The sequence below is a fragment of the Nocardia thailandica NBRC 100428 genome (assembly GCF_000308795.1).
Classification (GTDB): domain Bacteria; phylum Actinomycetota; class Actinomycetes; order Mycobacteriales; family Mycobacteriaceae; genus Nocardia; species Nocardia thailandica.
On the sequence record NZ_BAGK01000019.1, the window covers coordinates 1 to 24,865 of the forward strand.

The 24,865-nt window shown below is 71.5% G+C and carries 20 protein-coding genes, 1 tRNA gene and 1 riboswitch; of the genes, 14 read left to right on the top strand and 7 right to left on the bottom strand.

The features are described 5' to 3' along the window. Positions 1 to 466: 466 nt before the first annotated feature. Positions 467 to 2,788, bottom strand: coding sequence for a DEAD/DEAH box helicase (gene sftH, locus ON36_RS01690; protein WP_174377527.1), 2,322 nt, complete (start codon positions 2,786 to 2,788; stop codon positions 467 to 469). A gap of 497 nt (positions 2,789 to 3,285) precedes the next feature. On the opposite strand from sftH, the gene ON36_RS01695 reads away from it, so the two are divergent. The 4 genes from ON36_RS01695 (at position 3,286) to ON36_RS01710 (ending at position 8,024) form a co-directional block, all read left to right on the top strand. Then, positions 3,286 to 3,492, top strand: a complete 207-nt coding sequence (locus tag ON36_RS01695) for a cold-shock protein (RefSeq protein ID WP_019044597.1) — start codon at positions 3,286 to 3,288, stop codon at positions 3,490 to 3,492. Positions 3,493 to 3,748: 256 nt separating this feature from the next. Then, entirely contained in the window at positions 3,749 to 6,655 is a 2,907-nt protein-coding gene (gene topA / locus ON36_RS01700) for a type I DNA topoisomerase (RefSeq protein ID WP_052313540.1), read from the top strand. Positions 6,656 to 6,691: 36 nt separating this feature from the next. Further along, complete coding sequence (locus tag ON36_RS01705) at positions 6,692 to 7,891, top strand: DNA polymerase III subunit delta' (protein WP_043646974.1); 1,200 nt, start codon at positions 6,692 to 6,694, stop codon at positions 7,889 to 7,891. Between the two features lie 57 nt (positions 7,892 to 7,948). Continuing rightward, positions 7,949 to 8,024 (top strand) — tRNA-Thr (locus ON36_RS01710). Positions 8,025 to 8,124: 100 nt separating this feature from the next. Here the strand turns inward: ON36_RS01710 and ON36_RS01715 are convergent. Continuing rightward, on the bottom strand, positions 8,125 to 9,213 hold the full coding sequence (locus ON36_RS01715; RefSeq protein WP_043646977.1) for an alpha/beta fold hydrolase: 1,089 nt from the start codon (positions 9,211 to 9,213) through the stop codon (positions 8,125 to 8,127). Positions 9,214 to 9,363: 150 nt separating this feature from the next. On the opposite strand from ON36_RS01715, the gene ON36_RS01720 reads away from it, so the two are divergent. Genes ON36_RS01720 through ON36_RS01730 form a run of 3 tightly spaced genes read left to right on the top strand, consistent with a single transcriptional unit; the run spans position 9,364 to position 10,463 of the window. Next, positions 9,364 to 9,765, top strand: coding sequence for a glyoxalase superfamily protein (locus tag ON36_RS01720; protein ID WP_043646980.1), 402 nt, complete (start codon positions 9,364 to 9,366; stop codon positions 9,763 to 9,765). Positions 9,766 to 9,785: 20 nt separating this feature from the next. After that, on the top strand, positions 9,786 to 10,238 hold the full coding sequence (locus ON36_RS01725) for a DUF2752 domain-containing protein (protein WP_043646983.1): 453 nt from the start codon (positions 9,786 to 9,788) through the stop codon (positions 10,236 to 10,238). A gap of 39 nt (positions 10,239 to 10,277) precedes the next feature. Continuing rightward, complete coding sequence (locus ON36_RS01730; protein ID WP_043646986.1) at positions 10,278 to 10,463, top strand: hypothetical protein; 186 nt, start codon at positions 10,278 to 10,280, stop codon at positions 10,461 to 10,463. Between the two features lie 12 nt (positions 10,464 to 10,475). Here ON36_RS01730 and ON36_RS01735 read toward each other — a convergent pair whose 3' ends face one another. The 3 genes from ON36_RS01735 to ON36_RS01745 form a co-directional block, all read right to left on the bottom strand. Next, positions 10,476 to 11,831 carry a M1 family metallopeptidase gene (locus ON36_RS01735; protein WP_043646988.1) on the bottom strand — a complete coding sequence of 452 codons (1,356 nt, stop codon included), beginning with the start codon at positions 11,829 to 11,831 and terminating at the stop codon, positions 10,476 to 10,478. Beyond that, complete coding sequence (locus tag ON36_RS01740; protein WP_052313541.1) at positions 11,831 to 15,709, bottom strand: Pls/PosA family non-ribosomal peptide synthetase; 3,879 nt, start codon at positions 15,707 to 15,709, stop codon at positions 11,831 to 11,833. The genes ON36_RS01735 and ON36_RS01740 overlap by 1 nt, the downstream gene beginning before the upstream one ends. Positions 15,710 to 15,872: 163 nt before the next feature. Next, entirely contained in the window at positions 15,873 to 16,322 is a 450-nt protein-coding gene (locus ON36_RS01745) for a MarR family winged helix-turn-helix transcriptional regulator (RefSeq protein WP_043646994.1), read from the bottom strand. 83 nt (positions 16,323 to 16,405) lie between these two features. Here ON36_RS01745 and ON36_RS01750 point away from each other — a divergent pair, with 83 nt between their 5' ends. The 3 genes from ON36_RS01750 (at position 16,406) to ON36_RS01760 (ending at position 20,031) form a co-directional block, all read left to right on the top strand. Beyond that, positions 16,406 to 17,821 carry a DHA2 family efflux MFS transporter permease subunit gene (locus ON36_RS01750; protein WP_083884840.1) on the top strand — a complete coding sequence of 472 codons (1,416 nt, stop codon included), beginning with the start codon at positions 16,406 to 16,408 and terminating at the stop codon, positions 17,819 to 17,821. A gap of 61 nt (positions 17,822 to 17,882) precedes the next feature. Next, positions 17,883 to 17,997: riboswitch (SAM riboswitch) on the top strand. A 46-nt stretch (positions 17,998 to 18,043) separates the two neighbouring features. Beyond that, positions 18,044 to 19,363 (top strand): aminotransferase class V-fold PLP-dependent enzyme, encoded by a 1,320-nt coding sequence (locus ON36_RS01755; protein WP_043646997.1) that lies wholly within the window; start codon positions 18,044 to 18,046, stop codon positions 19,361 to 19,363. 110 nt (positions 19,364 to 19,473) lie between these two features. After that, positions 19,474 to 20,031, top strand: a complete 558-nt coding sequence (locus ON36_RS01760) for an excalibur calcium-binding domain-containing protein (RefSeq protein WP_245557822.1) — start codon at positions 19,474 to 19,476, stop codon at positions 20,029 to 20,031. Between the two features lie 7 nt (positions 20,032 to 20,038). On the opposite strand, the gene ON36_RS01765 is transcribed toward ON36_RS01760, so the two are convergent. Continuing rightward, a complete protein-coding gene (locus ON36_RS01765) occupies positions 20,039 to 20,506 on the bottom strand; it encodes a flavin reductase family protein (RefSeq protein ID WP_245557830.1) in 468 nt (155 codons plus the stop codon). 169 nt (positions 20,507 to 20,675) lie between these two features. Further along, positions 20,676 to 21,152 carry a YbaK/EbsC family protein gene (locus tag ON36_RS01770; protein ID WP_043647002.1) on the bottom strand — a complete coding sequence of 159 codons (477 nt, stop codon included), beginning with the start codon at positions 21,150 to 21,152 and terminating at the stop codon, positions 20,676 to 20,678. Positions 21,153 to 21,271: 119 nt separating this feature from the next. Here ON36_RS01770 and ON36_RS01775 point away from each other — a divergent pair, with 119 nt between their 5' ends. The 4 genes from ON36_RS01775 (at position 21,272) to ON36_RS01790 (ending at position 24,863) form a co-directional block, all read left to right on the top strand. Beyond that, the gene (locus ON36_RS01775; RefSeq protein ID WP_043647005.1) at positions 21,272 to 22,093 is read left to right on the top strand and encodes a crotonase/enoyl-CoA hydratase family protein; all 822 of its coding nucleotides are present in this window, start codon (positions 21,272 to 21,274) and stop codon (positions 22,091 to 22,093) included. A gap of 91 nt (positions 22,094 to 22,184) precedes the next feature. Further along, entirely contained in the window at positions 22,185 to 22,670 is a 486-nt protein-coding gene (locus ON36_RS01780) for a MarR family winged helix-turn-helix transcriptional regulator (protein WP_043647007.1), read from the top strand. Further along, positions 22,667 to 24,454, top strand: a complete 1,788-nt coding sequence (locus ON36_RS01785; protein WP_169334670.1) for an MDR family MFS transporter — start codon at positions 22,667 to 22,669, stop codon at positions 24,452 to 24,454. Before ON36_RS01780 ends, ON36_RS01785 begins: the two co-directional genes overlap by 4 nt. A 181-nt stretch (positions 24,455 to 24,635) precedes the next feature. After that, positions 24,636 to 24,863: a hypothetical protein gene (locus tag ON36_RS01790; protein ID WP_043647009.1), complete on the top strand. Its 228-nt coding sequence runs from the start codon at positions 24,636 to 24,638 to the stop codon at positions 24,861 to 24,863. The last annotated feature ends 2 nt before the right edge of the window (positions 24,864 to 24,865 follow it).

Genomic DNA, 24,865 nt, shown 5'->3' on the forward strand with positions numbered 1-24,865 from the left:
CGGAGGCGTGCGCGCGGGCCGCCGAGCCCGCCGGGCGGATGGGCGCGGTGCTGCGGCGCTGCGTCGTCGAACAGTGGGACGTCGAGGTATCGGTGGAGGTGGAGACGGAGCTCGGGGTGCTCGGGACGCGGACGGTGTGGGGAATCGCACGCGCGGGTCCGGTCGACTCCGGATGACCGGGAAGTACCACCACCGGGTAGTGCAAGTTCCGCCGGGAGAATTCACTGAATTAATCGGAGGGGATTTCTTGGGCTTTTTCCCGGAATTCCCAGCAGCCGTGCTGAAAAAAATGAAAAGTTGTCGACCCGGCCACGTCCGGGGCCTCCGGCTACGCATCAGTTATTATGAGAATAATCCTTTTTAATCTCCGGGCATGGGAGAAGCCGCTGGTCACCGGGCTTCAGGACGATTGTCCAGCATCCGTCCGGTTCGGTGTATCGGCGGTCACAGTGGCGCGGCGGGGCTGTCACAGAACAACGGTGGAGTGCCGGCCGGTCGCCAGCTCGGCCAGGACGGCGGTCAGCAGGCGGGCCGCGGCGTACTTGTCGAGGGGGTGGTTGCCGTTGCCGCACTTGGGGGACTGGACGCAGGACGGGCAGCCCTCGGGGCACTCGCAGGTCTCGATGAGCTCGGCCGTGGCCCGCAACCACGCCTCGAGCTGCGCGTATCCGCGGTCGGCGAAGCCCGCGCCGCCGGGTTGGCCGTCGTAGACGAAGACGGTCGGCGCGCCCGTGTCGGGGTGTTCGGCGATGGAGACGCCGCCGATGTCCCAGCGATCGCAGCTGGCGAACAGGGGAAGCAGCCCGATGGCCGCGTGCTCGGCGGCGTGCAGGGCGCCGGGCAGCTCGTCGGGGGCGATGGCCGCGTCCGCGAGCAGCCGCGGTGTCACGGTGTAGAAGACGGCGCGGGTGTGCAGGGTGTGGGCGGGCAGGTCCAGCTCGACCTGGTCGAGGACCTCGCCGGTGAGCAGCGTGCGCAGGTAGCCGATGACCTGGCCGGTGACCGCCACCCGAGCCGATCCGGCGCGGACCTCACCGCATTCGCGCAGCTCGTCGATGGATTCGATGACCAGTTCGGTGCGGCTGCGGGCGCTGGTGGTCCAGCCGGGATCGTCCGCGTGGACGAAGGCGACGCCGCCCTCGAGGTCCAGTTCGTCGACCAGGTACGACTCGCCCTGATGCAGGTGGACCGCGCCCTCGTGCAGGGTCGCGGGCGCGCGGCCCGCGTCGGCGGTGCCGAGCAGCCTGCCGGTCTCCCCGTCGACGATCGCGATCGGGGCGCCGATGCCGCCGCGGACGTCGACGGTGTCGTGCGGCGGGGTGTGGTCGGTGCCGTACCAGCGGCCGCCGTGTGGTCCCCTCCGGTGCCGGATCAGGCCCTGGGCGGCGAGATCCCGCAGGACGTCCACGGCACCGAGGGCGGTCGCCTCGGCGTCGGTGAGCGGGAGTTCCACCGCCGCGCAGAGCAGCTGTGGCCCGAGGACGTACGGGTTGCCCGGGTCGGTGATGGTGGCCTCGACGGGGCGATCGAGCAGCGCCGACGGGTGGTGGACCAGGTAGGTGTCCAGGGGATCGTCGGTGGCGACGAGCACGACAAGCGCGCCCTGCCTGCGGCGTCCCGCGCGGCCTGCCTGCTGCCAGAACGAGGCGACCCGTCCCGGGAAACCCGCGATGACCACGGCGTCGAGGCCCGCGATATCGACACCGAGTTCCAGCGCGCTCGTGCTCGCCACGCCGAGGAGGTCCCCCTCCGACAGGGCGATCTCGAGATCGCGACGGTCCTCGGCCAGGTAGCCGGCGCGGTAGGCGGCGACCCGGTCGGTCAGGTCGGGTGCGGCGCCGGCCAGGAGCCGCCTGCTCTCCATCGCGACGATCTCCGCGCCCCGCCGCGACCGGACGAAGGTCAGCGTGCGGGCGCCCTCGACCACCAGGTCCGCCATGATCCGGGCGGCCTCGGCGCCGGCGGTGCGCCGGACCGGGGCGCCGTTCTCGCCGGTCAGCGCGGTGCTCAGCGGCGGTTCCCACAGGGCGACGGTGCGTGCGCCCCGGGGTGAGCCGTCGGTGGTGACCGCCGCGCACTCGGCGCCGATCAGCCTGCTCGCCGACGCGGCGGGATCGGCGCTGGTCGCCGAGCACAGCACGAACACCGGATCGGCGCCGTAGTGGGCGGCGAGACGCCGCAGCCGGCGCAGCACCAGCGCCACGTGGGAGCCGAAGACGCCCCGGTAGGCATGGCATTCGTCGATCACTATGTAGCGAAGGTGGCGAAGGACCCGCGCCCACCGCTGATGCGAGCGGAGCATGCCGATGTGGAGCATGTCCGGGTTGGTGAACAGCCAGCGTGCGTTCTCCCTGACCCATCGGCGCACCTCGGCGGGAGTGTCGCCGTCGTAGGACGCCGGGTGGATGTCGCGCAGCGCGGTGTCGTGGGTGAGGGCGGCGACCGCGCGTAGCTGGTCGGCGCCCAGCGCCTTGGTCGGCGACAGATACAGGGCGGTGGCCCGTGGCTGCTCGTGCAGCGCGGACAGCACCGGCAACTGGTAACCGAGGGACTTTCCGGACGCCGTCCCGGTGCTGATCACCACGTGCCGCCCGGCGGCCGCCAGCTCGGCGGTGGCGGTCTGGTGCGTCCACGGCCTGCGGATGCCCTGCTCGTGCAGGGCGCCGACCAGCTCCGACGGCACCCAGGACGGCCAGTCGGTGGTCTGTTCGGCGCGCGCGGGCAACTCCGCGACGTGGGTCAGGCGGGCGTCGCCCGCGCCCCCGCCGGCCAGGACACGATTCAGCAACGATCGACCGTAGGATTCCGGTCCCTCGTCGTGCTCCGGGGTCGCTGGGAAGCTCGGTTTCACCGGTTCGAGACCTCGCGACGCGCCGGGAGTGTGAAACGTGTGTGTGTCGTGACGGCTACCTGCGAGTTTGTAACCCAATAGCGACCTGGGTCACAGTCGGTTTGCTGGACGCCCTGCCGGTTATCGGAAGGCAAACCGACTGGAAGTATGGATTCGGGCAATCGGTCCCGTACCTGCGCATTCGCAAGATCACGAATTTTGCAAATTGTCGGTAACTCGGCTGTTGATTTGCTCGGAGACATGATTCACTTGGTCCTGGTCGCAAGCTTCTGTGTTCGAGGGACGGATCGAAAGTCCAAACCGTCAGCAGGATCGATGTTGCGAACGCTGTGCTTTAGTTCCCGCCCTGCGGGTAGAGCCTAGCGGTCGGAACGGACCCGGTGGACGAACCCAGTTGTCCGCCGTTCCGGGTAAGAAAGAGAAGGAACAGCAGAATGGCACAGGGAACTGTGAAGTGGTTCAACGCGGAGAAGGGCTTCGGCTTCATCGCGCCCGAGGACGGCTCCGCTGACGTCTTCGTCCACTACTCCGAGATCCAGGGCACGGGCTTCCGTACCCTCGAGGAGAACCAGAAGGTCGAGTTCGAGGTCGGCCAGGGCACCAAGGGCCCGCAGGCCACCGGCGTTCGCGCGCTCTCCTGAGCTGCGCACCGAACAACGCGCGTCCCTCACCTCCGTACCGGAGGTGAGGGACGAGCCGTTTCCGGGGTATTTTCGTACCTCCGCGACAGCCGGCCCGACAGGCCGCGAAACCCGGCACCGGCCGCCATCCGGCGCAGCTACCCAAGGCAGCAGGGTATAAACGTCTGGAGGTGGCGATGTCAGCCGTCGCGCCGTTTGCCCCAGCCGCGCCGCGCTGCAACGTCCGGGCGTGGGTATAGAAGGAAGGTGTTCGCCGGTGGCAACACGAGACCGCAGTACAGCCGACCAGGGCCGTCCCCTGCGTCGTCTCGTGATCGTCGAGTCGCCGACGAAGGCGCGCAAGATCGCCCCCTACCTCGGCCGCAACTACACCGTCGAGGCGTCCGTCGGCCACATCCGTGACCTGCCGCGCGGCGCCGCCGATGTGCCCGCCAAATACAAAGGCCAACCCTGGGCCCGCCTCGGCGTCGACGTCGACCACGACTTCGAGCCCATCTACGTGGTGAGCCCGGACAAGAAGGCCAAGGTCTCCGAGCTCAAGAGCCTGCTGGCCGACGCCGACGAGCTCTACCTCGCCACCGACCCCGACCGCGAGGGCGAGGCGATCGCCTGGCACCTGCTCGAGACGCTCAAGCCGAAGGTCCCGGTCCGCCGGATGGTCTTCCACGAGATCACCGAACCCGCCATCCGCGCCGCCGCCGCCGACACGCGCGACCTCGACAACGATCTGGTCGACGCGCAGGAGACCCGCCGCATCCTCGACCGCCTCTACGGCTACGAGGTGTCGCCCGTGCTGTGGAAGAAGGTCATGCCGCGGCTGTCGGCGGGCCGGGTGCAGTCGGTCGCGACCCGCGTCATCGTGCAGCGCGAGCGCGAGCGCATGGCCTTCCGCTCCGCGGAGTACTGGGACATCGCCGCCCGCCTCGACGCCGGTAGCGGCCAGGGCACCGAGTCGGCCAATCCCCGTGCGTTCAACGCCCGGCTGGTGCAGGTGGACGGCGCCCGGGTGGCGACCGGTCGTGACTTCGGATCCGACGGGCAGCTCAAGACCGCCTCCGGTGTGGTCGTGCTGGACGAGGCGCACGCGCGCCGACTGGCCGAGGCGCTGGCGGGCACGGATCTCGTGGTCTCCTCGGTCGAGGCCAAGCCGTACACGCGAAAGCCGTACGCGCCGTTCATGACCTCGACCCTGCAGCAGGAAGCGGGCCGCAAGCTGCGGTTCACCTCCGAGCGCACCATGCGGGTCGCGCAGCGGCTGTACGAGAACGGCTACATCACCTACATGCGTACCGACTCGACCACGCTGTCGGAGTCGGCCATCGCCGCCGCGCGCTCGCAGGCCACCCAGCTCTACGGCAAGGAGTACGTCTCCCCGTCGCCGCGGCAGTACACGCGCAAGGTGAAGAACGCGCAGGAGGCGCACGAGGCGATCCGCCCGTCCGGCGACGTCTTCGCGACCCCCGGCGAGCTGCACGCCCGCCTGGACAACGACGAGTTCCGGCTCTACGAACTGATCTGGCAGCGCACCGTCGCCTCGCAGATGGCCGACGCGCGCGGCACCACGCTGACCGTGCGCATCACCGGCGTCGCGGGGACCGGCGAGGAGTGCGTGTTCTCCGCCTCCGGCCGCACGATCACCTTCGCCGGCTTCCTCAAGGCCTACGTCGAGAGCGTGGACGAGGAGGCGGGCGGCCAGTCCGACGACGCGGAGTCCCGGCTGCCCGCGCTGGAGGAGGGCCAGGGCGTCACCGCCGTGGAACTCACCCCCGACGGGCACAGCACCAACCCACCCGCCCGCTACACCGAGGCCTCCCTCATCAAGACCCTCGAGGAGCTGGGGATCGGCCGGCCGTCGACCTACTCCTCGATCATCAAGACCATCCTCGACCGCGGGTACGTCTACAAGCGCGGCAGCGCGCTGGTGCCGTCGTGGGTGGCGTTCGCGGTGATCGGGCTGCTCGAGGCGTACTTCGGCCGTCTGGTCGACTTCGACTTCACCGCAGCGATGGAGGACGACCTCGACGCCATCGCCGGCGGCCGCGAGCAGCGCGGAAACTGGCTGACCAGCTTCTATTTCGGTGGCGACAGCGGCGCCGACGGTTCGGTGGCGCGGTCCGGCGGCCTGAAGAAGATGGTCGGCGAGCAGCTCGACGACATCGACGCCCGCGAGGTGAACTCGATCAAGATGTTCACCGACGCGGAGGGCCGCGACGTCGTCGTCCGGGTCGGCCGGTTCGGGCCGTACCTGGAGCGGATGGTCATCGACCCCGACGACCCGGACGGCGATCCGGTGTCGCAGCGCGCCAACCTGCCCGACGACCTGCCGCCGGACGAGCTGACCCCGGAGGTCGCCGAGAAGCTGTTCTCGACGCCGCAGGAGGGCCGCTCCCTCGGCATCGACCCGGTGTCGGGGCACGAGATCGTCGCCAAGGAAGGGCGATACGGCCCCTACGTCACCGAGATCCTGCCCGCACCGCCCGCCGAGGAGTCGGCGGCGCCGGCGAAGAAGACCGCGAAGAAGGCCGCGGCCGAGGTCAAGCCGCGCACCGGTTCGCTGTTCAAGACGATGGACCTGTCGACCATCACCCTCGACGACGCGCTGAAGCTGCTGTCGCTGCCGCGGGTGGTCGGCGTGGATCCGGCCACCGGCGAGGAGATCACCGCGCAGAACGGTCGCTACGGGCCGTACCTGAAGAAGGGCACCGACTCGCGGACCATCGCCTCGGAGGAGCAGCTGCTCACGGTCACCCTGGAAGAGGCGCTCAAGATCTACGCCGAACCCAAGCGCCGGGGCAGGCAGGCCGCCGCGACCGCGCCGCTGCGCGAGCTCGGCACCGACGCGGTGTCGGGCAAGCCGATGGTGATCAAGGACGGCCGCTTCGGCCCGTACGTCACCGACGGCGAGACCAACGCCAGCCTGCGCAAGGGTGACGAGGTCGAGTCCATCACCGACGAGCGGGCCTCCGAGCTGCTGGCCGATCGCCGGGCACGCGGCCCCGTGAAGAAGGCCGCCAAGAAGACCACGAAGAAGGCGGCGGCCAAGAAGGCACCCGCCAAGAAGGCGACGGCGACCAAGACCGCCGCCAAGAAGACCACCGCCGCGAAGAAGACGACGGCCAAGAAGACCGCCGCGAAGAAGGCCGCGGGCGCCGACGAGGCCTGAGCGTCCGTGTCACCGCGCGCGGCTAGGGTGTAGGCCGTGGCGGGTGTCTTCGATCGACTGGTCGGCCAGCAGGTGGTCGAGTCCGAACTGACCGCTGCCGCGAGCGCGGCGCGCGCCGGTGTGGTGACCGGCGCGATGACGCACTCCTGGCTGTTCACCGGCCCGCCCGGATCCGGGCGGGCGACGGCGGCACTGTGTTTCGCCGCGGCGCTGCAGTGCACCGACCCGGGCGCGCCCGGATGCGGTCGCTGCCACGCGTGTACGACCACCATGGCCGGGACGCACGGCGACGTGCGCCGGGTCGCGCCCGAGGGCCTGAGCATCAGCGTCAAGGAGATGCGCGAGATCGTGCAGATCGCGGCGCGCAGGCCGAGTACCGGCCGCTGGCAGGTCGTGGTGATCGAGGACGCCGACCGGCTGACCGAGGGCGCGGGCAACGCGCTGCTCAAGGCGGTGGAGGAACCGCCGGACCGCACGGTGTTCCTGCTGTGCGCCCCGTCGATCGATCCCGAGGACATCTCCATCACGCTGCGTTCGCGGTGCAGGCACGTGCACCTGGTGACGCCGTCGGTGCCCGCCGTGGCGCGGGCCCTGCGCGAGCACGACGGCCTCGACCCGAAGGCGGCCGAATGGGCGGCGTCGGTCAGCGGCGGCGATGTCGCCCGGGCCCGGCGCCTCGCCACCGACGCCGACGCGCGCACCCGCAGGCAGCGGGCGCTGGCGCTGGTCGAGGCGGTGCAGCGGCCGGGCGCGGCCTACGCCGCCGCCGAGGAGCTGGTGAAGTCGGCCGACGAGGAGGCCAAGCTGGTCAGCGCCGAGCGCGACGAACGCGAGCGCGACGAGCTGGCCACCGCCCTCGGCGCGGGCGGCACCGGCAAGGGGGCCGCGTCGGCCACCCGCGGTTCGGCCGGTGTGCTCAAGGACCTGGAGCGGCGGCAGAAGTCGCGGGCCACCCGCACGGGCCGCGATGCGCTCGATCGCGCGCTCATCGACGTGGCGGGCATGTACCGCGACGCGCTGGCGATGCGGTTCGCCGGCCGCGGCGTGCCGATCACCCTGACCCATCCCGACATGGCCGCCGAGATCACCGATCTGGCGGGCCGGGTCCGTCCGGAGGGCCTGCTGCGCAGCATCGACGCCGTGCTCGACTGCCGGGAAGCCTTGGACCTCAACGTGAAACCCCGCTTCGCCGTCGCGGCGATGGTGGCCTCGCTCATCGCCGCCCAGTCGGCGTGACCTCCCGTTTTCGCATTCCGGGCAACCTCGCGATAGACTCGCGACGCCGAGAGACGTGCCGCCTTAGCTCAGTCGGTAGAGCGCTTCACTCGTAATGAAAAGGTCAGGGGTTCGATTCCCCTAGGCGGCTCCACGGCAACGAGAAAGCCCCGGACGTTTGGTCCGGGGCTTTCTCGTCTTTTCCGGTGAACCTGGGCCGATCGCCGTTGATCGGCCCAGGGACACGACTCGGGTCAGCGGGCGGCGACGTTGCGGCGGGTGGCCCGAGAGCTCTGGGAGGTGCGCAGCACCCTGTGCAGGATGCGGTCGAAGGCGGCGGCGTCCTCGACGTTGCCGAGGTGGCCGTGGGGGAGGACCTCGTAGGCGGCCAGGTGGCCGGTGCGGCGCAGGATGTCCACGATACGCCCGGAGAGGCGCTGCGGGAGCAGGCGGTCGCGGGCGCCCGCGATGACCGTGGTCGGCACGGTCAGGTTGGCGGTGCCTTCGGTGAGGTCCATGTCGGCCATGGCCGCGGCGTGCCTGCCGCGGGCGAGGGGGCGGCAGGAGCGGATGATGCCGACCGCGAAATCGACCTGCTCGTCGTCGGCCTCGGGGGTCAGGATGCGGTAGCGGAAGACCTGCTCGGTGGCCCAGCCCGCGGGGATCGGGGCGGGGGAGTAGAGCACGGCCTCGCCGACCGGCATCGGCATGCGGACCGGCGCGCCGAGGAAGGTGATCGGGCGGCCGCTGACGGTGAGCTGCTTGTTCAGCACCGGGAACATGTCGGTTTCCCAGCGGATGTCGCCGTTGGCGGTGTTCGCGAGCACGACGGCGGAGGCGCGCTCGGCCACCTGCTCGGGGAAGTGCTTGGCCCACGCCTGGATGGTCAGGCCGCCCATGCTGTGGCCGGTGAGCACGGCGCGCTCGCCGGGGCGCAGGGTCGCGTCGAGGACGGCGGCGAGGTCACCGGCGAGGGTGTGCTCGCTGGGGGCGGCGGTGCCGAGGGTGGACTCGCCGTGGCCGCGCTGGTCGTAGGCGACGACCCGGTACTCGCCGGCGAAGGCGTTGATCTGGGGATTCCAGTACTCGATGCAGCAGGCCCAGCCGTGCACGAGGACCAGGGTCGGTGCGTCTTCGGGACCGTAGACGTGTACGCGGAGCGCGGCACCGTCCTCGGTGGTGACCGGAACGACCCGGGGGGCGACGGCCGGCGCGTTCAGCCGGGCCGTGCGGAAGGTGCGGGTGCGCAGACCCGCGCGGTACTGGGCGGTCAGCGCCCCGGTCTCCAGGTGGGAGACCATGTCACGCGCGGCCGCGAGCGTCTTCATCGACTTCGCCAACATCGAACACTCCTTTGTGTCGTAGGCCACGGTACCGCGCAAGCAGGCGTGCTAGCTAGTGTTAGCGGGTCACAATGTCTCATTTGTTGTGAACCACTACACACACCGCTTTCCGGCCGTGAGATCGCCGCCTCGTGCCGGAAGATCATCGGTGTGTACGACAACGAACCGGTCGGCTTCGCCCCGGCCATCCCGGTCCTGCGGATGTTCGAGGTGGACCACGCCTACGCCTTCTATCGCGGCTACCTCGGATTTCGTATCGACTGGGAACACCGCTTCGGCGCGGACTTCCCGCTCTACGCCCAGGTCTCGCGTGGCGCGCTGCGCCTGCACCTGAGCGAGCACCACGGCGACGGCACGCCGGGCAGCGTCGTGTGGATCGTGGTGGGCGATATCCACGCGTTCCACCGGGAGCTGGCCGCCAAGAACTACCGGTACGCCGAGCCGGGCTGCCCGGTGGACGGCCCCGGCGGGATCGGATTCGACCTCATCGACCCGTCGGGCAACGTGCTGCGCTTCGCCCAGCCCCCGGTCGACGGTGGCGAGGCCGGGTGAGACCCGGCTACCGTGGCAGGGTGGACAGCTCTCCCGGCGTGCTCGGCGCCGCCCCCGCGCGCCCGGACTCGCCCGGACTCCGCCGGTTCGCCGGACCCGTGGTCGCGGCCGGGCTCGGTATCGGCACGCTCGCGCTGCTGCACTTCCGCGACCCGCATGTCGAGGGGTCCTACGGCATCTGCCCGGTCTACGGCCTGTTCGGCGTGTACTGCCCGGGGTGCGGGGGGATGCGCGCGATGCACAACCTGACCGACGGCAGGCTGATCGACTCGCTGCACTCCAACGTGCTGGCGCTGCCGCTGGTCGTGGCCTTCGCCTGGTTCGTCACCGACTGGTTCCTGCGCGCCCGGCGCGGGCAGAAGTGGCGGTTGCCGAGCCTGAGCCCGGTGACGGTCACGACGCTGCTCACCCTGCTCACGGTCTACTCGGTGTTGCGCAATACGCCGTGGGGCACCTGGCTCACGCCCGTGTAGTACTGGCGCCGCGCCGCTCCCCGAGGCAAGCTCGAAGGTATGCGCGATTCACTGAAGGATCGAGTACGTCAGAAGCTGCGCCGCCAGCTCGTCGAGGACGGCCCCGATCCCGAGCGGGACGACAACCGGCGGACCTCCGTCGCCGACGACCTGGAGGCACTCGAGATGGTGCCCGCCGACGATCCGCTGGTGGAGGAGCTGGCCCAGCGCTACCTGGTCTTCTGACCGGGCACGCCCTCAGGCGCGTCGATTGCCGCCGAGCCCGCCGATCGGCGGGAGCTGCGGCAGCGTCGTCTCGCCGAGCCAGGCGTCGAAGAGCCCGCGCAGCGGCACCACGCTGTAATGGCCTGCCAGGTCGGTGAATTCCTCGCTGGTAACCGAGCCGTGCCGGTAGCGGGTGGTCCACTCGCGGATCAGGCGGAAGAACTCGCGGTCGCCGAGCTCGAGCCGCAGCGCGTGCAGGGTAAGGGCGCCGCGCTTGTAGACCCGGTCGTCGAACATGAGCTTCGGCCCGGGATCGCCGACCACGAGATCCTGCGGCTGGCGCGCGAGGTTGTTGCGCGCCGCGCGGGCCAGCTGGTCTGCGCTCGCGCCGCCCGAGGCCTCCGACCAGATCCACTCCGCGTAACAGGCGAAACCCTCGTGCAGCCAGATGTCGCGCCATCGGCGCAGCGTGAGGCTGTTGCCGAACCACTGGTGGGCGAGTTCGTGGGCGACCAGGCGTTCGGCGCCACGGCGCCCGTCGCAGTGGTTGGCGCCGAAGATCGAGATGCTCTGCGCCTCGATCGGGATCTCCAGGTCGTCCTCGGTGACGACGACGCTGTACCCCTCGAACGGGTAGGGCCCGAACTTCTCGGTGAACACCGCCATCATGCGCGGCTGCCGGGCGAAGTCGTGTTCGAAGTTCGCCCGCAGCCGGGCGGGCACGACGGCCTGCATGGGCACCGCGGCCTGCGCGGGCCCGATCCGGTACTTGCGGTAGTTGCCGATCTGAATGGTGGCCAGGTAGGCGGCCATGGGTTCGGCCTGCTCGTAGACCCAGGTGGTCTGGCTGGCCTTGACCTGCTTGCGCAGCAGGCTGCCGTTGGCCAGCGCGTAGTACGGGCTGTCGGTGGTGATCGAGATCCGGTAGGACGCTTTGGAACTGGGGTGATCGTCGCAGGGGAACCAGGAGGCGGCGCCGTTGGGCTGGCTGGCCACCAGCGCGCCCTCGGTGAGTTCCTCCCAGCCGACCTCGCCCCACGGGCCGCGCACGGGCTTGGGGGTGCCCGCGTACTGCACGGTGATCTCGAGGACACCGCCCGCGGGGATCTTCTGCTGCGGGGTGATCGCCAGCTTGCCGTGCTGATGGGTGTAGCGGGCGGCCTTGGTGCCGTTGACGTACACCTTGGCCACCGTCAGCGCCTGGGACAGGTCGAGGGCGAACCAGTCGCGCACGGCGGTGGTGACCGCGATGATCACCGCGCGCCCGGCGAGGCGGTTGCTGGCGACCCGGTAGCCCAGCTCCAGCTCGTAGCGGGACACGCGGTACCCGCGATTCCCGTTCTGCGGCAGGTAGGAATCGATCGGGTCTTCGTAGAACTTCCGCCGCATCAGTCCGTCCAGGGGGCGATCGGGTTACCCCACCAGCGGGTCGAGGGAGGGACCACGTCGCCACGCATCACCAGGGAGGCCGGTCCGATGGTGGCGCCCGCGCCGATGTGGGCGGCGGGCAGGGCGACGCAGTGCGGGCCGAGGGTGGCGCCCGCGTCCAGGGTGACGGTGTCCATGCTCATGATGCGATCGTGGAACAGGTGGGTCTGCACCACGCAGCCGCGTTCCACGGTCGCGCCGTCACCGAGTGTCACCAGGTCTGCCTCCGGAAGCCAGTAGGACTCGCACCATACCCCGCGGCCGATCCTCGCGCCGAGTCCCCGCAGCCAGATGTTCATCACGGGTGTGCCCGTCGCGGCGCGGGCGAACCACGGCGCGGCGACGGTCTCGACGAACGCGTCGGAGACCTCGTTGCGCCACACGAACGAACTCCACAGCGGATGCTCGACGGCCCGGATGCGGCCGATCAGCAGCCATTTCGCGGCGACGGCGATCGCGCCCGCGACGGCGCCCGCCGCCATCAGCACGACGCCGCACAGCAGCGCGGCCACCAGGTAGTCGCTGCGCTGGGCGATCCAGGACAGCGTGAACAGCACGCCGAGCCCGATCGCGAAGGTCACCATGACCGGGATCAGCCTGCACGTCTCGACGGCGGCGCGCGCCAGCTTGAGCCGCAGCGGCGGGTCGAAGGTGCGGCTGGTGTCGCCGGACTCGGAGGCGCGGCGCAGGCGCACCGGCGGGCTGCCCAGCCACGAGGACCCGGCCTTGGCCTTGCTCGGCGCGGCCGAGAGGACGGCGACCAGACCGTTCTTGGGGACGCGGCGGCCGGGCGCGGTCATGCCGGAGTTGCCGAGGAACGCGCGCTTGCCGACCTTGGCCTCGCCGATGCGCAGCCAGCCGCCGCCGAGTTCGTAGCTGGCGATCATCGTGTCGTCGGCGAGGAAGGCACCGTCGGCGACCACGGTGAACTTGGGCAGCAACAGCACCGTCGACGCCTCGACGTTCTTGCCGACCTTCGCGCCGAGCAGCCGCAGCCACAGCGGGGTGAGCAGGCTGGCGTAGAGGGGGAAGAGGAAGGTGCGCGCGGAGTCGAGCAGGCGTTCGGTGGCCCAGACCTGCCAGCCGGTGCGGCTGCGGACCGGGTGGTAGCCCTCGCGCAGGCCGATGCCGAGGACCCGCACGGCGACCACGGTCGCCGCGGCGTAGACGACGAGGCTGAGCAGGGTCGCCACCGGCAGGATGGCGAAGGCGCGCGGCAGGGCGTCGGCGAGGGTCGCGGCGTCGCGGATCCACCAGGCGATGAACGCGCCGCCGACGCCGAGGCCGAGCACGGGGAACGCGGCGAGCGCCATCGAGGACAGCCCGAACACGGCCAGCCAGTGCCGCGCGGGTTCGGGGCGGTGATCGGGCCAGCGTCGGGGCGCCTTGCCCGTCTTGGTGGCGGGCGAACCCGCCCACTCCTGCTCGCCCTTCACGCGGCCCGCGACGGCCGAGCCGGGCGCGACCTCGGCCTTCTTGCCGATCTTGCTGCCCGGCAACAGGATCGAGCGCGCCCCGATCACCGCGCCCTCGCCGATCACGATGCCGCCGATGTGCACGACGTCGCCGTCGACCCAGTACCCGGACAGGTCGACCTCGGGTTCCACGCTGGCGCCGTCGCCGAGTTCGAGCATCCCGGTGACCGGCGGCAGGGTGTGCAGGTCGACACCGCGCCCGATCTTGGCGCCGAGGGCGCGGGCGAAGGGCACCATCAGCGGTGCGCCCGAGAGGCTCTCGGCGCCGCTGGCCTCCGACAGCCGCACGGCCGCCCACAGCCGCAGGTGCACCGCGGAACCGCGCGGGTAGCTGCCGGGCCGTACGCCCGCGAGCAGGACGCGCGCGCCCGCCACACACAGCGCCATGCGGCCGAGGGGCGAGATGAACAGCAGGAACGCCAGCAGGATCCACCACCACGACAGCCGCGGCAGCCAGGGCAGCGAGCCGGACCAGCCCGCGATGCCCGACACGACCGCCAGCCAGGTCAGCCACTGCAGGCCGGTGAGCGTGGTGAGGGGGATGGTCGCCAGCACCTGGGTGAGCTGCGCGCGCCGTGGCGTCGGGACGACGACGCGCGCCTCGACGGCGGCGGCGGGCGCGGTGCCGTCGAGGAAGCCGACGAGCGCGCCGAGGCGGGGATGCTCGTAGAGGTCGGCGACGGTGATGGTCGGATAGCGCTCGCGCAGGGCCGCGACCAGCTGCGCGGCCGACAGCGAGCCGCCGCCGAGGTCGAAGAAGTCGGCCTCGGGGCCGGTGACCTCCGCGCCGAGGATGGCGTCGAACTGGGTCGCGACCCAGGCGGCGGTGCCGGACAGGCCGGTGGATTCGCCGCGGTCGGTGGGCAGCGGCCACGGCAGCGCGTCGCGGTCGACCTTGCCGGAGGTGCGGGTGGGCAGGTCGGCGACGACGGCGAGGCGGGGGACCAGCGGCGCGGGCAGCTGCTCGGCCAGGATCTTGCGTGCCTGCTTGACGTCGAAGTCCGGGCCCGCCCCGGTGAGGTAGCCGACCAGGATCTTGTTGCCCGCCTTGCTGGTCCGGATGGCCGCGGCCGCGCCGGTGACGCCGGGCAGGTGCTGGAGCGCGTTGTCGATCTCGCCGAGCTCGATGCGGCGCCCGCCGATCTTGATCTGGTCGTCGGCGCGGCCGAGGAAGATCAGGCCCGCCGGGTCGTTGCGGACCAGGTCGCCGCTGCGGTAGGCGCGTTCCCAGCCGACCGACGCCAGCGGCGCGTACTTCTCGGCGTCCTTGGCCGGGTCGAGGTAGCGGGCGAGGCCGACGCCGCCGATGACCAGCTCGCCGGTCTCGCCCTCGGGCACCGGGTTGCCCTGCGGGTCGACGACGGTGAGGTCCCAGCCGTCCAGGGGCAGGCCGATGCGGATGGGCATGTTGCCGTCGAGCAGGGCGGCGCAGGCGACGACGGTGGCCTCGGTGGGGCCGTAGGTGTTCCACACCTCGCGGGCGCCGCCCGCGAGCCGCTCGGCCAGCTCCGGGGGCACGGCCTCGCCGCCGAAGATGAGCAGCCGCACCGATTCCAGGGCCTCGGCGGGCCAGGTGGCGGCCAGGGTCGGCACCGTGGAGACGACGCTGATCTCGCGGCGCATCAGCCACGGTCCGAGGTCCGCGCCGGTGCGCACCAGGTCGCGGGGCGCGGGCACCAGGCAGGCGCCGTGCCGCCACGCCAGCCACATCTCCTCGCAGGAGGCGTCGAAGGCGACCGAGAGGCCGGCGAGCACCCGGTCGCCGGGGCCGATCGGGCTCTCCCGCAGGAACAGCCGGGACTCGGCGTCGACGAAGGCGGCGGCGTTGCGATGGGTCACCGCAACACCTTTCGGGGTGCCGGTGGAGCCGGAGGTGAAGATGATCCAGGCGTCGTCGGCGGGGGTCGGCGGGCTGGCGTGGCCGCTCCCCGGTTCGCCCGCCGTCGTGGTGGCCGATTCGATGCCCTCGGCGCCCGCCACGGCGCTGACCCGCGCCTCGCCGAACACCAGGCGCGCGCGTTCCTCGGGATCGTCGGCGTCGACGGGCACGTAGGCCGCGCCGCAGTGCAGGACGGCCAGGATGGTGATGTAGAGCGCCGCGCTGCCCGAGGGCATCCGCACGCCGACCCGGTCCCCGGGCCGCACGCCCGCCGCGACGAGTTCGGCCACGCGCGCCTCGATCTCGTCGCGCAGCTCGGCGTAGCCGAGGACGACGGTGCCGTCGTCGATCGCGGGCGCGTCGGGGTGGGCTTGCGCGGTGGCCGTCAGGATGTCGACCAGGGTGCGTGGTGGTGCGGCCAGCTCGCCACGGAGCAGTGGATCGCTCACCCGGATCGCCGGGTCGTCTGTGCGTGGCTGGAGCATGACGCCCTGTCCACCTCCCATCCATTCGCCCCCATCGGTGATGCTGTTGTCGCACGGCAGGGTTACCGGTTGGCAAACAGTTCGGTGACCGGATGTCAACGGTACTCGCGAAGTGGGCGCCCGGCCCGGCGGCGCAGCCGAGTGCGCGGCGGATTCTTCCTGGTCAGGACGGGGGTGGCGCCTCTCCGATCGCCTTGAGCGCGAGCCGGTGTAATTCCGCTCGCTCGGCGGGATCGAGGCGGTGCAGGACGCGGGCGGTGGCCTCGTGGATCTCCCGGTCGGTCCTGGCGCGGCGATCGCGGCCCGCGCCGGTGACGGTGAGCCGGTATTTGCGGCGGTCGTCGGGGTCGCGGGTGCGCACGACCAGGTCGGCGCGTTCGAGGGAGTCGATCAGCCGGACCACTTCGCTGCGGTCGATGGCCAGGGCGTCGGCGACCTGCTGCTGGGTCAGGTTGGGGTTCTCCTCCAGGAAGGTGAGCACCCAGTGTCCGCGCAGGGAGGTGTCCTCGCCGAGCGAGCCGTCGACCTCGGCGTGCAGGGCCTTGTGCAGCCGCCCGAAGGCGTAGGTGGGGAACTGCAGCAGGCCGCGCGGGAACACCGAGTCGAGGGACATCCGGAAATCCTACCTATTGATGCATGCATCAATGATTGATAGCCTCAACAATCTATCTACTCAACAGCTTCGGGAGGGGTCGCATGACGACGACGACATCGCAGGTGGGCGCGGGAAGACCCGCGCTGGAACCGATACCGCGCAGCGTCTGGCGCGTCGCCGGGGTCGTGGTGTTCGGCGCGGTGATGGGCATGCTCGACACGTCGCTGGCCAACGTCGGCCTCGACACCATTGCCACGGATCTGCACGCCGACCTCGCCGCCGCCCAGTGGATCGCCAGCGGATACCTGCTGGCGCTCGCGGTCACGCTGCCGCTCTGCGGCTGGCTCGGCAGGCGGGTCGGCCACGACCGGCTCTGGCTCGGGGCCCTCGCCGCCTTCACCGTGTCCTCGGTGCTGTGCGCGCTCGCCCCGACCATGTGCTGGCTCATCGCGCTGCGCGTCCTGCAGGGCCTGGCGGCCGGCTTCCTCATCCCCGCCGGGCAGACGTTGATCGGCCAGGCGGCCGGGCCGCAGCGGCTCGGCCGCGTGATGAGCGTCGTGGGGATCGCGGTGGTCGGCGCGCCCGCCATCGGGCCGACCGTGGGCGGGCTGCTGCTCGAGCACCTCGGTTGGCAGTGGCTGTTCCTCGTCAACATCCCGATCGGCCTGGTCGCCTTCGTGCTCGGGCTGCGGGTCCTCCCGGCGAGCCCGCGGGGCGCGCGCACGCCGTTCGATCTGCCCGGGTTCGTGCTCGTCGGCGCCGGGCTGTCGCTGACGGTGTTCGGGCTCGGCGAGTTCGGCAGCCGGGGCTCGTTCGCCGCGCCGACGGTGTGGGTCTCGGTGGCGGCGGGCGTGCTGGCGCTCGGGCTGTTCGCGTGGCGGTCGCTCGGCCGTCCCGGCGCGCTGCTCGACATCGGGCTGTTCCGCGATCCGGTGTTCGCCGCAGCCAATGTCGTCAACTTCTTCGGCGGCGCGGCGTTGTTCGGCGGAATGCTGTTGCTGCCGTTGTATTTCCAGATCCTGCGCGGGGAGGGTCTGGTAGCTACCGGTGTGCTGTTGTTCGGTTTCGGGTTCGGCGGCGTGCTCGCGCTGCCCGTCGGCGGGTGGCTCACCGACCGGTTCGGCGGCGGCGCGGTGTCGGTGGTCGGCAACCTCGTCGCGGCCGCGGTCACGGTGCCGTTCGCGCTCGCCGGGGCGGACCTGTCGCTCCCGGCGGTGGAGGCGCTGCTGTTCGTGCGCGGCATCGCGACCGGACTCGTCGGGGTGCCCGCGGTGGCCGCCGCCTACGCCGCCGTGCGTCCCGACCAGCTGCCCGACGCCGCGTCACTGGTGAACATCGGTGGGCGCGTGGGTGGTTCGATCGGCGCCGCGCTCTTCGCGGTGGTGCTCTACCGGGCGCAGGCGGCGGGCCTGCCCGCGGCGACCGGCTTCGCGCACGCGTTCTGGTGGCTGGTCGCCGGCACGCTCGTCGCGGCGTCCGCGTCGATCCTGCTGTGGCGGAAGGAAGCCGGGAGATAGCCGACACGGCACGCCGGTGGGTGGTTGACAGCCGCGCGGGTCGTCTGTCACCCTCGGTTCAGGTCATGAGTACCAGCGACAAGCCCCGGCTAGCTGGTCGGCAACCCTCCTCCGCGGTGGGGTGCTCCGGGTGACGACCAGGCCGCCGTCCGCAGTGGGCGCGGCAAGCGCGGACTCGGCATCTCTCCCGATACGGGTCCCCTGACCGACGGGATATTCGTCATGACTGCTGTCGCCGACCCCACCTGTGCCCTGGCCCGCGTCTCCGGCGCCGACCTGGACGTTCCGCTCGTCCAGGGCGGCGCCCGCCGCTACGCCAACTTCGACTACGCCGCCAGCGCCCCCGCCCTGGCGGCGGTCACCGACCGGCTCGCCACCCTGCTGCCGTACTACGCCAGCGTGCACCGGGGCGCGGGCTACGCCTCGCGCATCTCCACCGAGTGCTACGAATCGGCGCGCGGCACGGTCGCGGACTTCGTCGGCGCCGACGACGACCAGGTCGTGGTGTTCACCCGCAACACCACCGACTCGCTGAACCTGCTGGCAGGCTGCGTGCCCGGCGACACCGTCGTCCTCGACATCGAGCACCACGCCAACTTCCTGCCCTGGACCGCGCGCGGCCGCCGCGTCGTCCCGGCCGCCGACACCGTCGAGGAGACCATCCGTCGCGTCGTCGCCGAGCTGTGCAGCAGGCCCGCCGCGCTGCTCGCCGTCACCGGCGCGTCCAACGTGACCGGCGAGGTGCTGCCGCTGGAACGGCTCGCCACCATCGCGCACCTGTGCGGGGCGCGGATCCTCGTCGACGCCGCGCAGCTGGCGCCGCACCGCCGGATCAGCCTGCGCGACACCGGCATCGACTACCTGGCCTTCTCCGGGCACAAGCTCTACGCCCCGTTCGGCGCCGGCGTACTGGTCGGCCGTCGCGACTGGCTCGACGCGGGCGCGCCGTACCTGGCGGGCGGCGGCGCGGTCCGCGACGTCGGCGTGACGCACACCGAGTGGGCCGCCGCCCCCCAGCGGCACGAGGCCGGTTCGCCGAATGTGCTCGGCGCGGCCGCGATCGCGGCGGCCTGCGAGGCCATCGCCGCGATCGACCCCGCCGACCTCCTCGCGCACGAGACCTTCCTGGCCGAGCGGCTGCGCGCGGGCCTGCGCGACCTGCCGGGGGTGGGGCTGGTCCGCATCTGGTCCGACAGCCCCGACACCGTCGGCATCGTCTGTTTCACCGTCGACGGATTCGCGCCCGGCCAGGTCGCCGCCTATCTCTCCGCCGAACACGCCATCGGCGTCCGCGACGGCCGCTTCTGCGCCCACCCGCTGCTCGCCCGCCTCGACCTGCCCGGTGGCGCCCTGCGCGCCAGCATCGGCCTCGGCACCACCGCCGACCACGTCGACCGGCTCGTCGCCGCCGTCACCACCCTGGTCACCGACGGCCCCGCCTGGGACTACACCGCCACCGACGGCCTCTGGAACCCGACTCCCGAAACCCGCCCCCTCGGCCCGGATTCGCCCGCGGGCGCCGCACCCTGCCTCCAGCCCTGAGCTTCCGGTTCCCCGCACCGGAAGGTTTGAGGGGAAAGTGATCTGGGTAACAGCCCCCGGATCGGTCGCGATGTAGCCCCCGCAGGTGATCGATCAGCCAAGGGGAGCACGTGAATCGACCGATACAGCCGCCCGATCCGTGGGCGCGGCCGCCCAGGCCGCAGGACAGGAAGCGGCGATGGCCGGTGGTCGCCGGGGTCTCGGCCGCCGGTGTGCTCGGGCTCGGGCTGGTGGCCGGGATCGGTGCGGGCGGGTCCGAGCGGGAGGCGGCCCCGGCGGCGACCAGTCGCGCCGTCGCCACCTCGACCACCACCCGGCCGACGACCACCACCGCGCCGCCGAGCGCCTCCACCACGTCCGCGGCGGACATCGCGACCGCCGCGCCGATCATCGTCCCGACCACGACGGTTGCGCCGCCGGTCCCGACCACGACCGTCGCGCCGCCGCCGGGGGTCGTCCCGCCGGTCGTCACGACCACCGTGCCCGCCCCGGTGCCCGCGCCTCGGATCGCCGATGTCCCCGCGCCGGAGGCGCCGTCGGTCCCGAGCGTCTACTACAAGAACTGCGCCGCCGCGAAGGCCGCCGGTGCCGCGCCGCTGCGTCGGGGCGACCCCGGGTACCGCTCCGGGCTCGACGGCGACGGTGACGGGGTGGCCTGCGAGCGGTAGGCGCGGCTCAGGTGTCCAGCGCGGTGGGCCGGTGGTAGCGGCCGTTGTAGTACAGCAGCGGCGCCGCGGCCGGGGACTCGTCGGTCTCGTCGTGGACCCGGGTGACCAGGCCGACGGCGAGCGCGTGATCGCCGATGTCGATGAGGTGGTGCAGGGACGCGCGCAGCCAGATCGGGGTGCCGTGCAGGACGGGCTCGCCGGTGTCCAGGGAGGTCCACAGGGAGCGGTCGGCGAAGCGTTCGGCGGCGCTGCGGGAGAAGCGGTGGGCCAGGTGGTGCTGGTGCTCGCCCAGGAAGTGGATGACCACGGACTCGGCGCCGCGCAGGGCCTCGATGCTCGACGAGGTGTGGGCGATGTTGAACGAGATCAGCGGCGGTTCCAGCGAGAGCGAGGCGAAGGAGGTCGCGGTGAAGCCGACCGGTCCGTGCTCGCCCGCCAGGGTGACCACGGTGACCCCGGCCGGATAGTGCCGCATCGACGCCCGGTACTGCTCGGCGGTGATGCCGCTCAGATCGTCGGGGACCAGGAGTCCGGTGGAGATCTCGGGGGGTTGCGCGTCGGCCACGTCCTCGAACGTACGCGCGCGCGGGCCGCACGCACAGCGCCGGTGCGCCCGGGTACGACCCAGATCACAGCGGTCGCGCTCAGTCCACGTCGAGGGGCAGCCCGGCGGTGATCCGCACGAGCTCGCGGAAACTGGTCCGGAACACGGTGTTCGGATGCCCGCCCGCGGCCCACAGCTCCCGGTGCCGGGACAGGGCGGTGTCGACCCAGGTGGGCAGGTTCGTCGGGTGGCCGACCGGCGCGAGGCCGGACAGGAACTGGCCGGTGACCTTCTCCGCCAGCGCGGGGGTCGCCTCGGTGAGCCGGCCTGCCAGGCGTTCGCTGGTCTTCGCCAGATCGACCCGGTGTCCGTCGGCGACCAGCAGCAGGACCGGGTCGTCGTCGAGCAGATAGACCCGGGCCAGGGTCATCGCGCCCGGCGCGGCGCCAAGGGCGCGCGCGGCCTCGGCCGCGGTCGGGGCCGGTGTATCAGGGGAAACGATGACACCGTGGTGACCGCGGGCGATGAGCGTGTCCGCGACCCGGCATGCGACCGGCGGTAGAGACGACCTGCGCATAGCTCCCAGGGTAGGGCTGTTGCAGCAGATGCGCCGGGGGAGAGCGGAATTGGTGCCGGTCGGTTTCCCGGGTGAAACGCGACGTAAATCCGGAGCGCCTGCTCTCCTACACTCGGACCATGACTGAATGGGTGGCCTTTACCGTCGAGATCTCCGAGCGCGTCGCGCAGGTGACGCTGACCGGGCCCGGCAAGGGCAATGCGATGGGGCCGGACTTCTGGCGCGAACTGCCGGAGATCTTCCGTGAGCTGGACGCGGATCCGCAGGTGCGCGCGGTCGTGCTCACCGGCGCGGGCAAGCACTTCTCCTTCGGCCTCGACCTGACCGCCATGGCGGGCACGCTGGCCACCGTCCTGGCCGACAACGCCAAGGCCGCGCCGCGCACCGCGTTCCTCAAGGACGTGCGCGCCATGCAGGCCTCGGTCACCGCGGTGGCCGAGTGCAGCAAGCCGGTGATCGCGGCGGTGTCGGGCTGGTGCATCGGCGGCGGTCTGGACCTGATCGCGGCCGCGGACATCCGCCTGGCCAGCGCCGACGCCCAGTTCAGCCTGCGCGAGGCCAAGGTGGCCATCGTGGCCGACATCGGTTCCCTGCAGCGCCTGCCGGGCATCATCGGCGAGGGTCACCTGCGCGAGCTGGCCTACACGGCCAAGGACATCGACGCGGCGCGGGCGGAGAAGATCGGCCTGGTCAACGACGTGTATCCCGATCAGGAGGCCGTGCTGGCCGCCGCGCACGCGCTGGCAAGGGAGATCGCGGCCAACCCGCCGCTGGTGGTCCAGGGCATCAAGGACGTGCTCGAGACCCGGACCGCGCCCGCCGTCGCCGAGGGTCTGCGGTACGTGTCGGCGTGGAACTCCGCGTTCCTGCCGTCGGCGGACCTGACCGAGGCCATCACGGCCGTGTTCCAGAAGCGCGAGCCCGACTTCAAGGGCGAGTAAAGCCAGGTAAAAAGGTTGCCCCAGGCAACCTCCTGTCCACATACTTGTATCACGCAACTATTTGATTGATACAAGCAACTGAGGATGGGGAGTGGATCGTTCCATCGATGCGATAGCGACGGAGCTGGTGCGGCTGTACCGGCTCCGCGAGCGCAACCTCGCGTACTACCGGGAGAAGGGCGGCATCGACCCGGCCGGTTTCCCGGTGCTGTTCCGCCTGCTGTGCGACGGGCCGATGCGCTCGGGCGCGCTGGCCGAGGCCGTGCACTCGGACGCCTCCACGGTCAGCAGGCAGGTGGCCGCGCTGGTCGAGCGCGGCCTGATCGAGCGCGCGGCCGACCCGGCCGACGGGCGGGCCACCGTGCTGACCGTCACCGAGGCGGGTCGCGAGGTCGCCGAGCAGATCCGCCGCCGCCGCTACGAGAGCGTCGCGGCCGTCACCGGCGAATGGCCCGAGACCGACCGGGCCGATTTCGCGCGACTGCTCGCGCGCTTCATCACCGACTTCGAGCGCGTGAAATCGGTGCGCCTCGACCGCGTCAGCGGAAAAGATCCTGTGAGAGAGAGCAATTCGTGACAACGACGACAACGGCGACGCCGGAATCCCCGGTGGGCTTCAGTCATCGCCAGATCTTGACCATCATGTCCGGGCTCATGCTCGGCATGCTGCTGGCCTCGCTGGACCAGACCATCGTGTCCACGTCCATCCGCACCATCGCCGACGACCTGCACGGCTACTCGCTGCAGGCGTGGGCGACCACGGCCTACCTGATCACCGCCACCATCAGCACCCCGCTCTACGGGAAGCTGTCGGACATGTTCGGCCGCAAGCCGTTCTTCATGGCGGCGATCGGCATCTTCGTGGCCGGCTCGCTGCTGTGCACCTTCGCGCAGTCCATGTACGAGCTCGCCGCCTTCCGCGCCTTCCAGGGCCTCGGCGCGGGCGGCCTGATGTCGCTGGCGCTCGCCATCATGGGCGACATCGTCAGCCCGCGCGAACGCGCCCGCTACCAGGGCTACTTCCTGGCCGTGTTCGGTACCTCCAGCGTGCTCGGCCCGGTGCTCGGCGGCCTGTTCGCCGGCCAGGACAGCCTGCTCGGCATCGCGGGCTGGCGCTGGGTCTTCCTGGTCAACGTGCCGGTCGGCCTGCTGGCGCTGGTCGTCGTGTCGCGCGTGCTGCGCCTGCCGCGCAAGCCGCACGCCACCCACCGCATCGACATCCCGGGCGCGATCGTGCTCGCAATCGGCCTCGTCCCGCTGCTCATCGTCGCCGAGCAGGGGCGCGAATGGGGCTGGAGCAGCGTGTCCTCGGTGGTCTGCTACGTGATCGGCGCGGCCGGTGTGCTCGGGTTCGTCGCCGTCGAGAAGTACATGGGCGACGCCGCGCTGATCCCGCTGCGCATCTTCGCCAACAAGACCTTCGCCCTCGGCGTCGTCATCTCCTTCGTGGTCGGCGCCGCCATGTTCGGCGGCATCTCGCTGCTGCCGCAGTACCTGCAGGTGGTGCGGGGCGCGGGCCCGACGCTGGCGGGTCTGCAGATGCTGCCGATGGTGCTCGGCCTGATGACCGGCTCGATCGTGTCCGGCCGCATCATCTCCCGCACCGGCCGCTACCGGGTCTTCCCGCTCATCGGCGCGTCCATGCTGACGCTCGGCCTCTTCCTGCTGCACCTGATCACCGCCGACACCCCGCTCTGGGTGACCATGCTGTTCATGGCCTGCACCGGCTTCGGTCTCGGCAACCTGATGCAGCCGCTGACGCTGGCCCTGCAGAACGCGCTGCCGCCCAAGGACATGGGCGTCTCGACCGCATCGGCCACCTTCTTCCGCCAGATCGGCGGCACGCTGGGCGTCGCGGTGTTCCTGTCCATCCTGTTCTCGCAGCTGACTCCCAACATCAGCGGCGAGCTGCAGTCCTCGGCCACCGACCCGGCCTTCCAGCAGGCGGTCGTGGCCGGAACGCAGAGCGCCAACCCGGCCGACGTCGCGCTGTCCAGGGGGCTCATCGCCCACGACACCTCGGCCGCGGGCCAGGTGCTGGAGGACAGTTCGGTGATCCAGCAGCTCAGCCCGGACCTGGCGCGTCCGTTCCAGGTCGGGTTCGCCGACTCCATGTCGACAGTGTTCCTGTCCGCGACCGGCCTCGCCCTGCTCGCGCTGGTGCTCGTGCTGTTCTGGAAGGAGGTGCCGCTGCGCACCGTCGGCGGCATCCAGGCCGGCGGACAGAAGCAGCCCGCCGACACCGCGCCGCCCGCCGAGGTGGGCACGACCGCGCTGCTGCCCGGCGGCGTCGCGGCCGACCCGGTCGCGGCCGAGACCGGTCACGCGGGCGCCCGCCGCGCGGCGGACCTGCCCGACTGACGCGACCGGGGCGCGGCGGCCGATCACGGGGATCGGTCCTCCGCGCCCCGGCGGCCCGAGGGTGGGGAAGGTGAAGCGACCAAGGTGAGGGGCGATCTCCCCCTAGGGGTGGCTGTTCGGGCGGTTCCGCGCCCATAACGTCTCCGGTGTCGGAAAACAACGCCACACAGGAGCACACATCATGCGCATCAAGTCCTTCATCGCCGCGGCCCTGCTGTCCGTCGCGACCGTCGCCGGGGTGTCGACGGTCGCCGCGGGCAGCGCCTCCGCCGTGGCGTACGGCACGTACTACGCCAGCTACTACACGCTCGACGCCTGCCGCGCCGACGGCGAGGCGCCGTCCACCGGCGGCTACTACTGGAGCTGCGAGGAGACCTACAGCGGCTGGGACCTCTACATCTGGTACTGAGG

Excerpts from the sequence above, each read along its gene's own strand:
- ON36_RS01695 (WP_019044597.1), top strand. The coding sequence starts at position 3,286 with ATGGCACAGGGAACTGTGAAGTGGTTCAACGCGGAGAAGGGCTTCGGC.
- ON36_RS01715 (WP_043646977.1), bottom strand. The coding sequence starts at position 9,213 with ATGTTGGCGAAGTCGATGAAGACGCTCGCGGCCGCGCGTGACATGGTC.
- ON36_RS01730 (WP_043646986.1), top strand. The coding sequence starts at position 10,278 with ATGCGCGATTCACTGAAGGATCGAGTACGTCAGAAGCTGCGCCGCCAG.
- ON36_RS01735 (WP_043646988.1), bottom strand. The coding sequence starts at position 11,831 with ATGCGGCGGAAGTTCTACGAAGACCCGATCGATTCCTACCTGCCGCAG.
- ON36_RS01740 (WP_052313541.1), bottom strand. The coding sequence starts at position 15,709 with ATGCTCCAGCCACGCACAGACGACCCGGCGATCCGGGTGAGCGATCCA.
- ON36_RS01745 (WP_043646994.1), bottom strand. The coding sequence starts at position 16,322 with ATGTCCCTCGACTCGGTGTTCCCGCGCGGCCTGCTGCAGTTCCCCACC.
- ON36_RS01750 (WP_083884840.1), top strand. The coding sequence starts at position 16,406 with ATGACGACGACGACATCGCAGGTGGGCGCGGGAAGACCCGCGCTGGAA.
- ON36_RS01755 (WP_043646997.1), top strand. The coding sequence starts at position 18,044 with ATGACTGCTGTCGCCGACCCCACCTGTGCCCTGGCCCGCGTCTCCGGC.
- ON36_RS01765 (WP_245557830.1), bottom strand. The coding sequence starts at position 20,506 with ATGCGGCACTATCCGGCCGGGGTCACCGTGGTCACCCTGGCGGGCGAG.
- ON36_RS01770 (WP_043647002.1), bottom strand. The coding sequence starts at position 21,152 with ATGCGCAGGTCGTCTCTACCGCCGGTCGCATGCCGGGTCGCGGACACG.
- ON36_RS01775 (WP_043647005.1), top strand. The coding sequence starts at position 21,272 with ATGACTGAATGGGTGGCCTTTACCGTCGAGATCTCCGAGCGCGTCGCG.
- ON36_RS01790 (WP_043647009.1), top strand. The coding sequence starts at position 24,636 with ATGCGCATCAAGTCCTTCATCGCCGCGGCCCTGCTGTCCGTCGCGACC.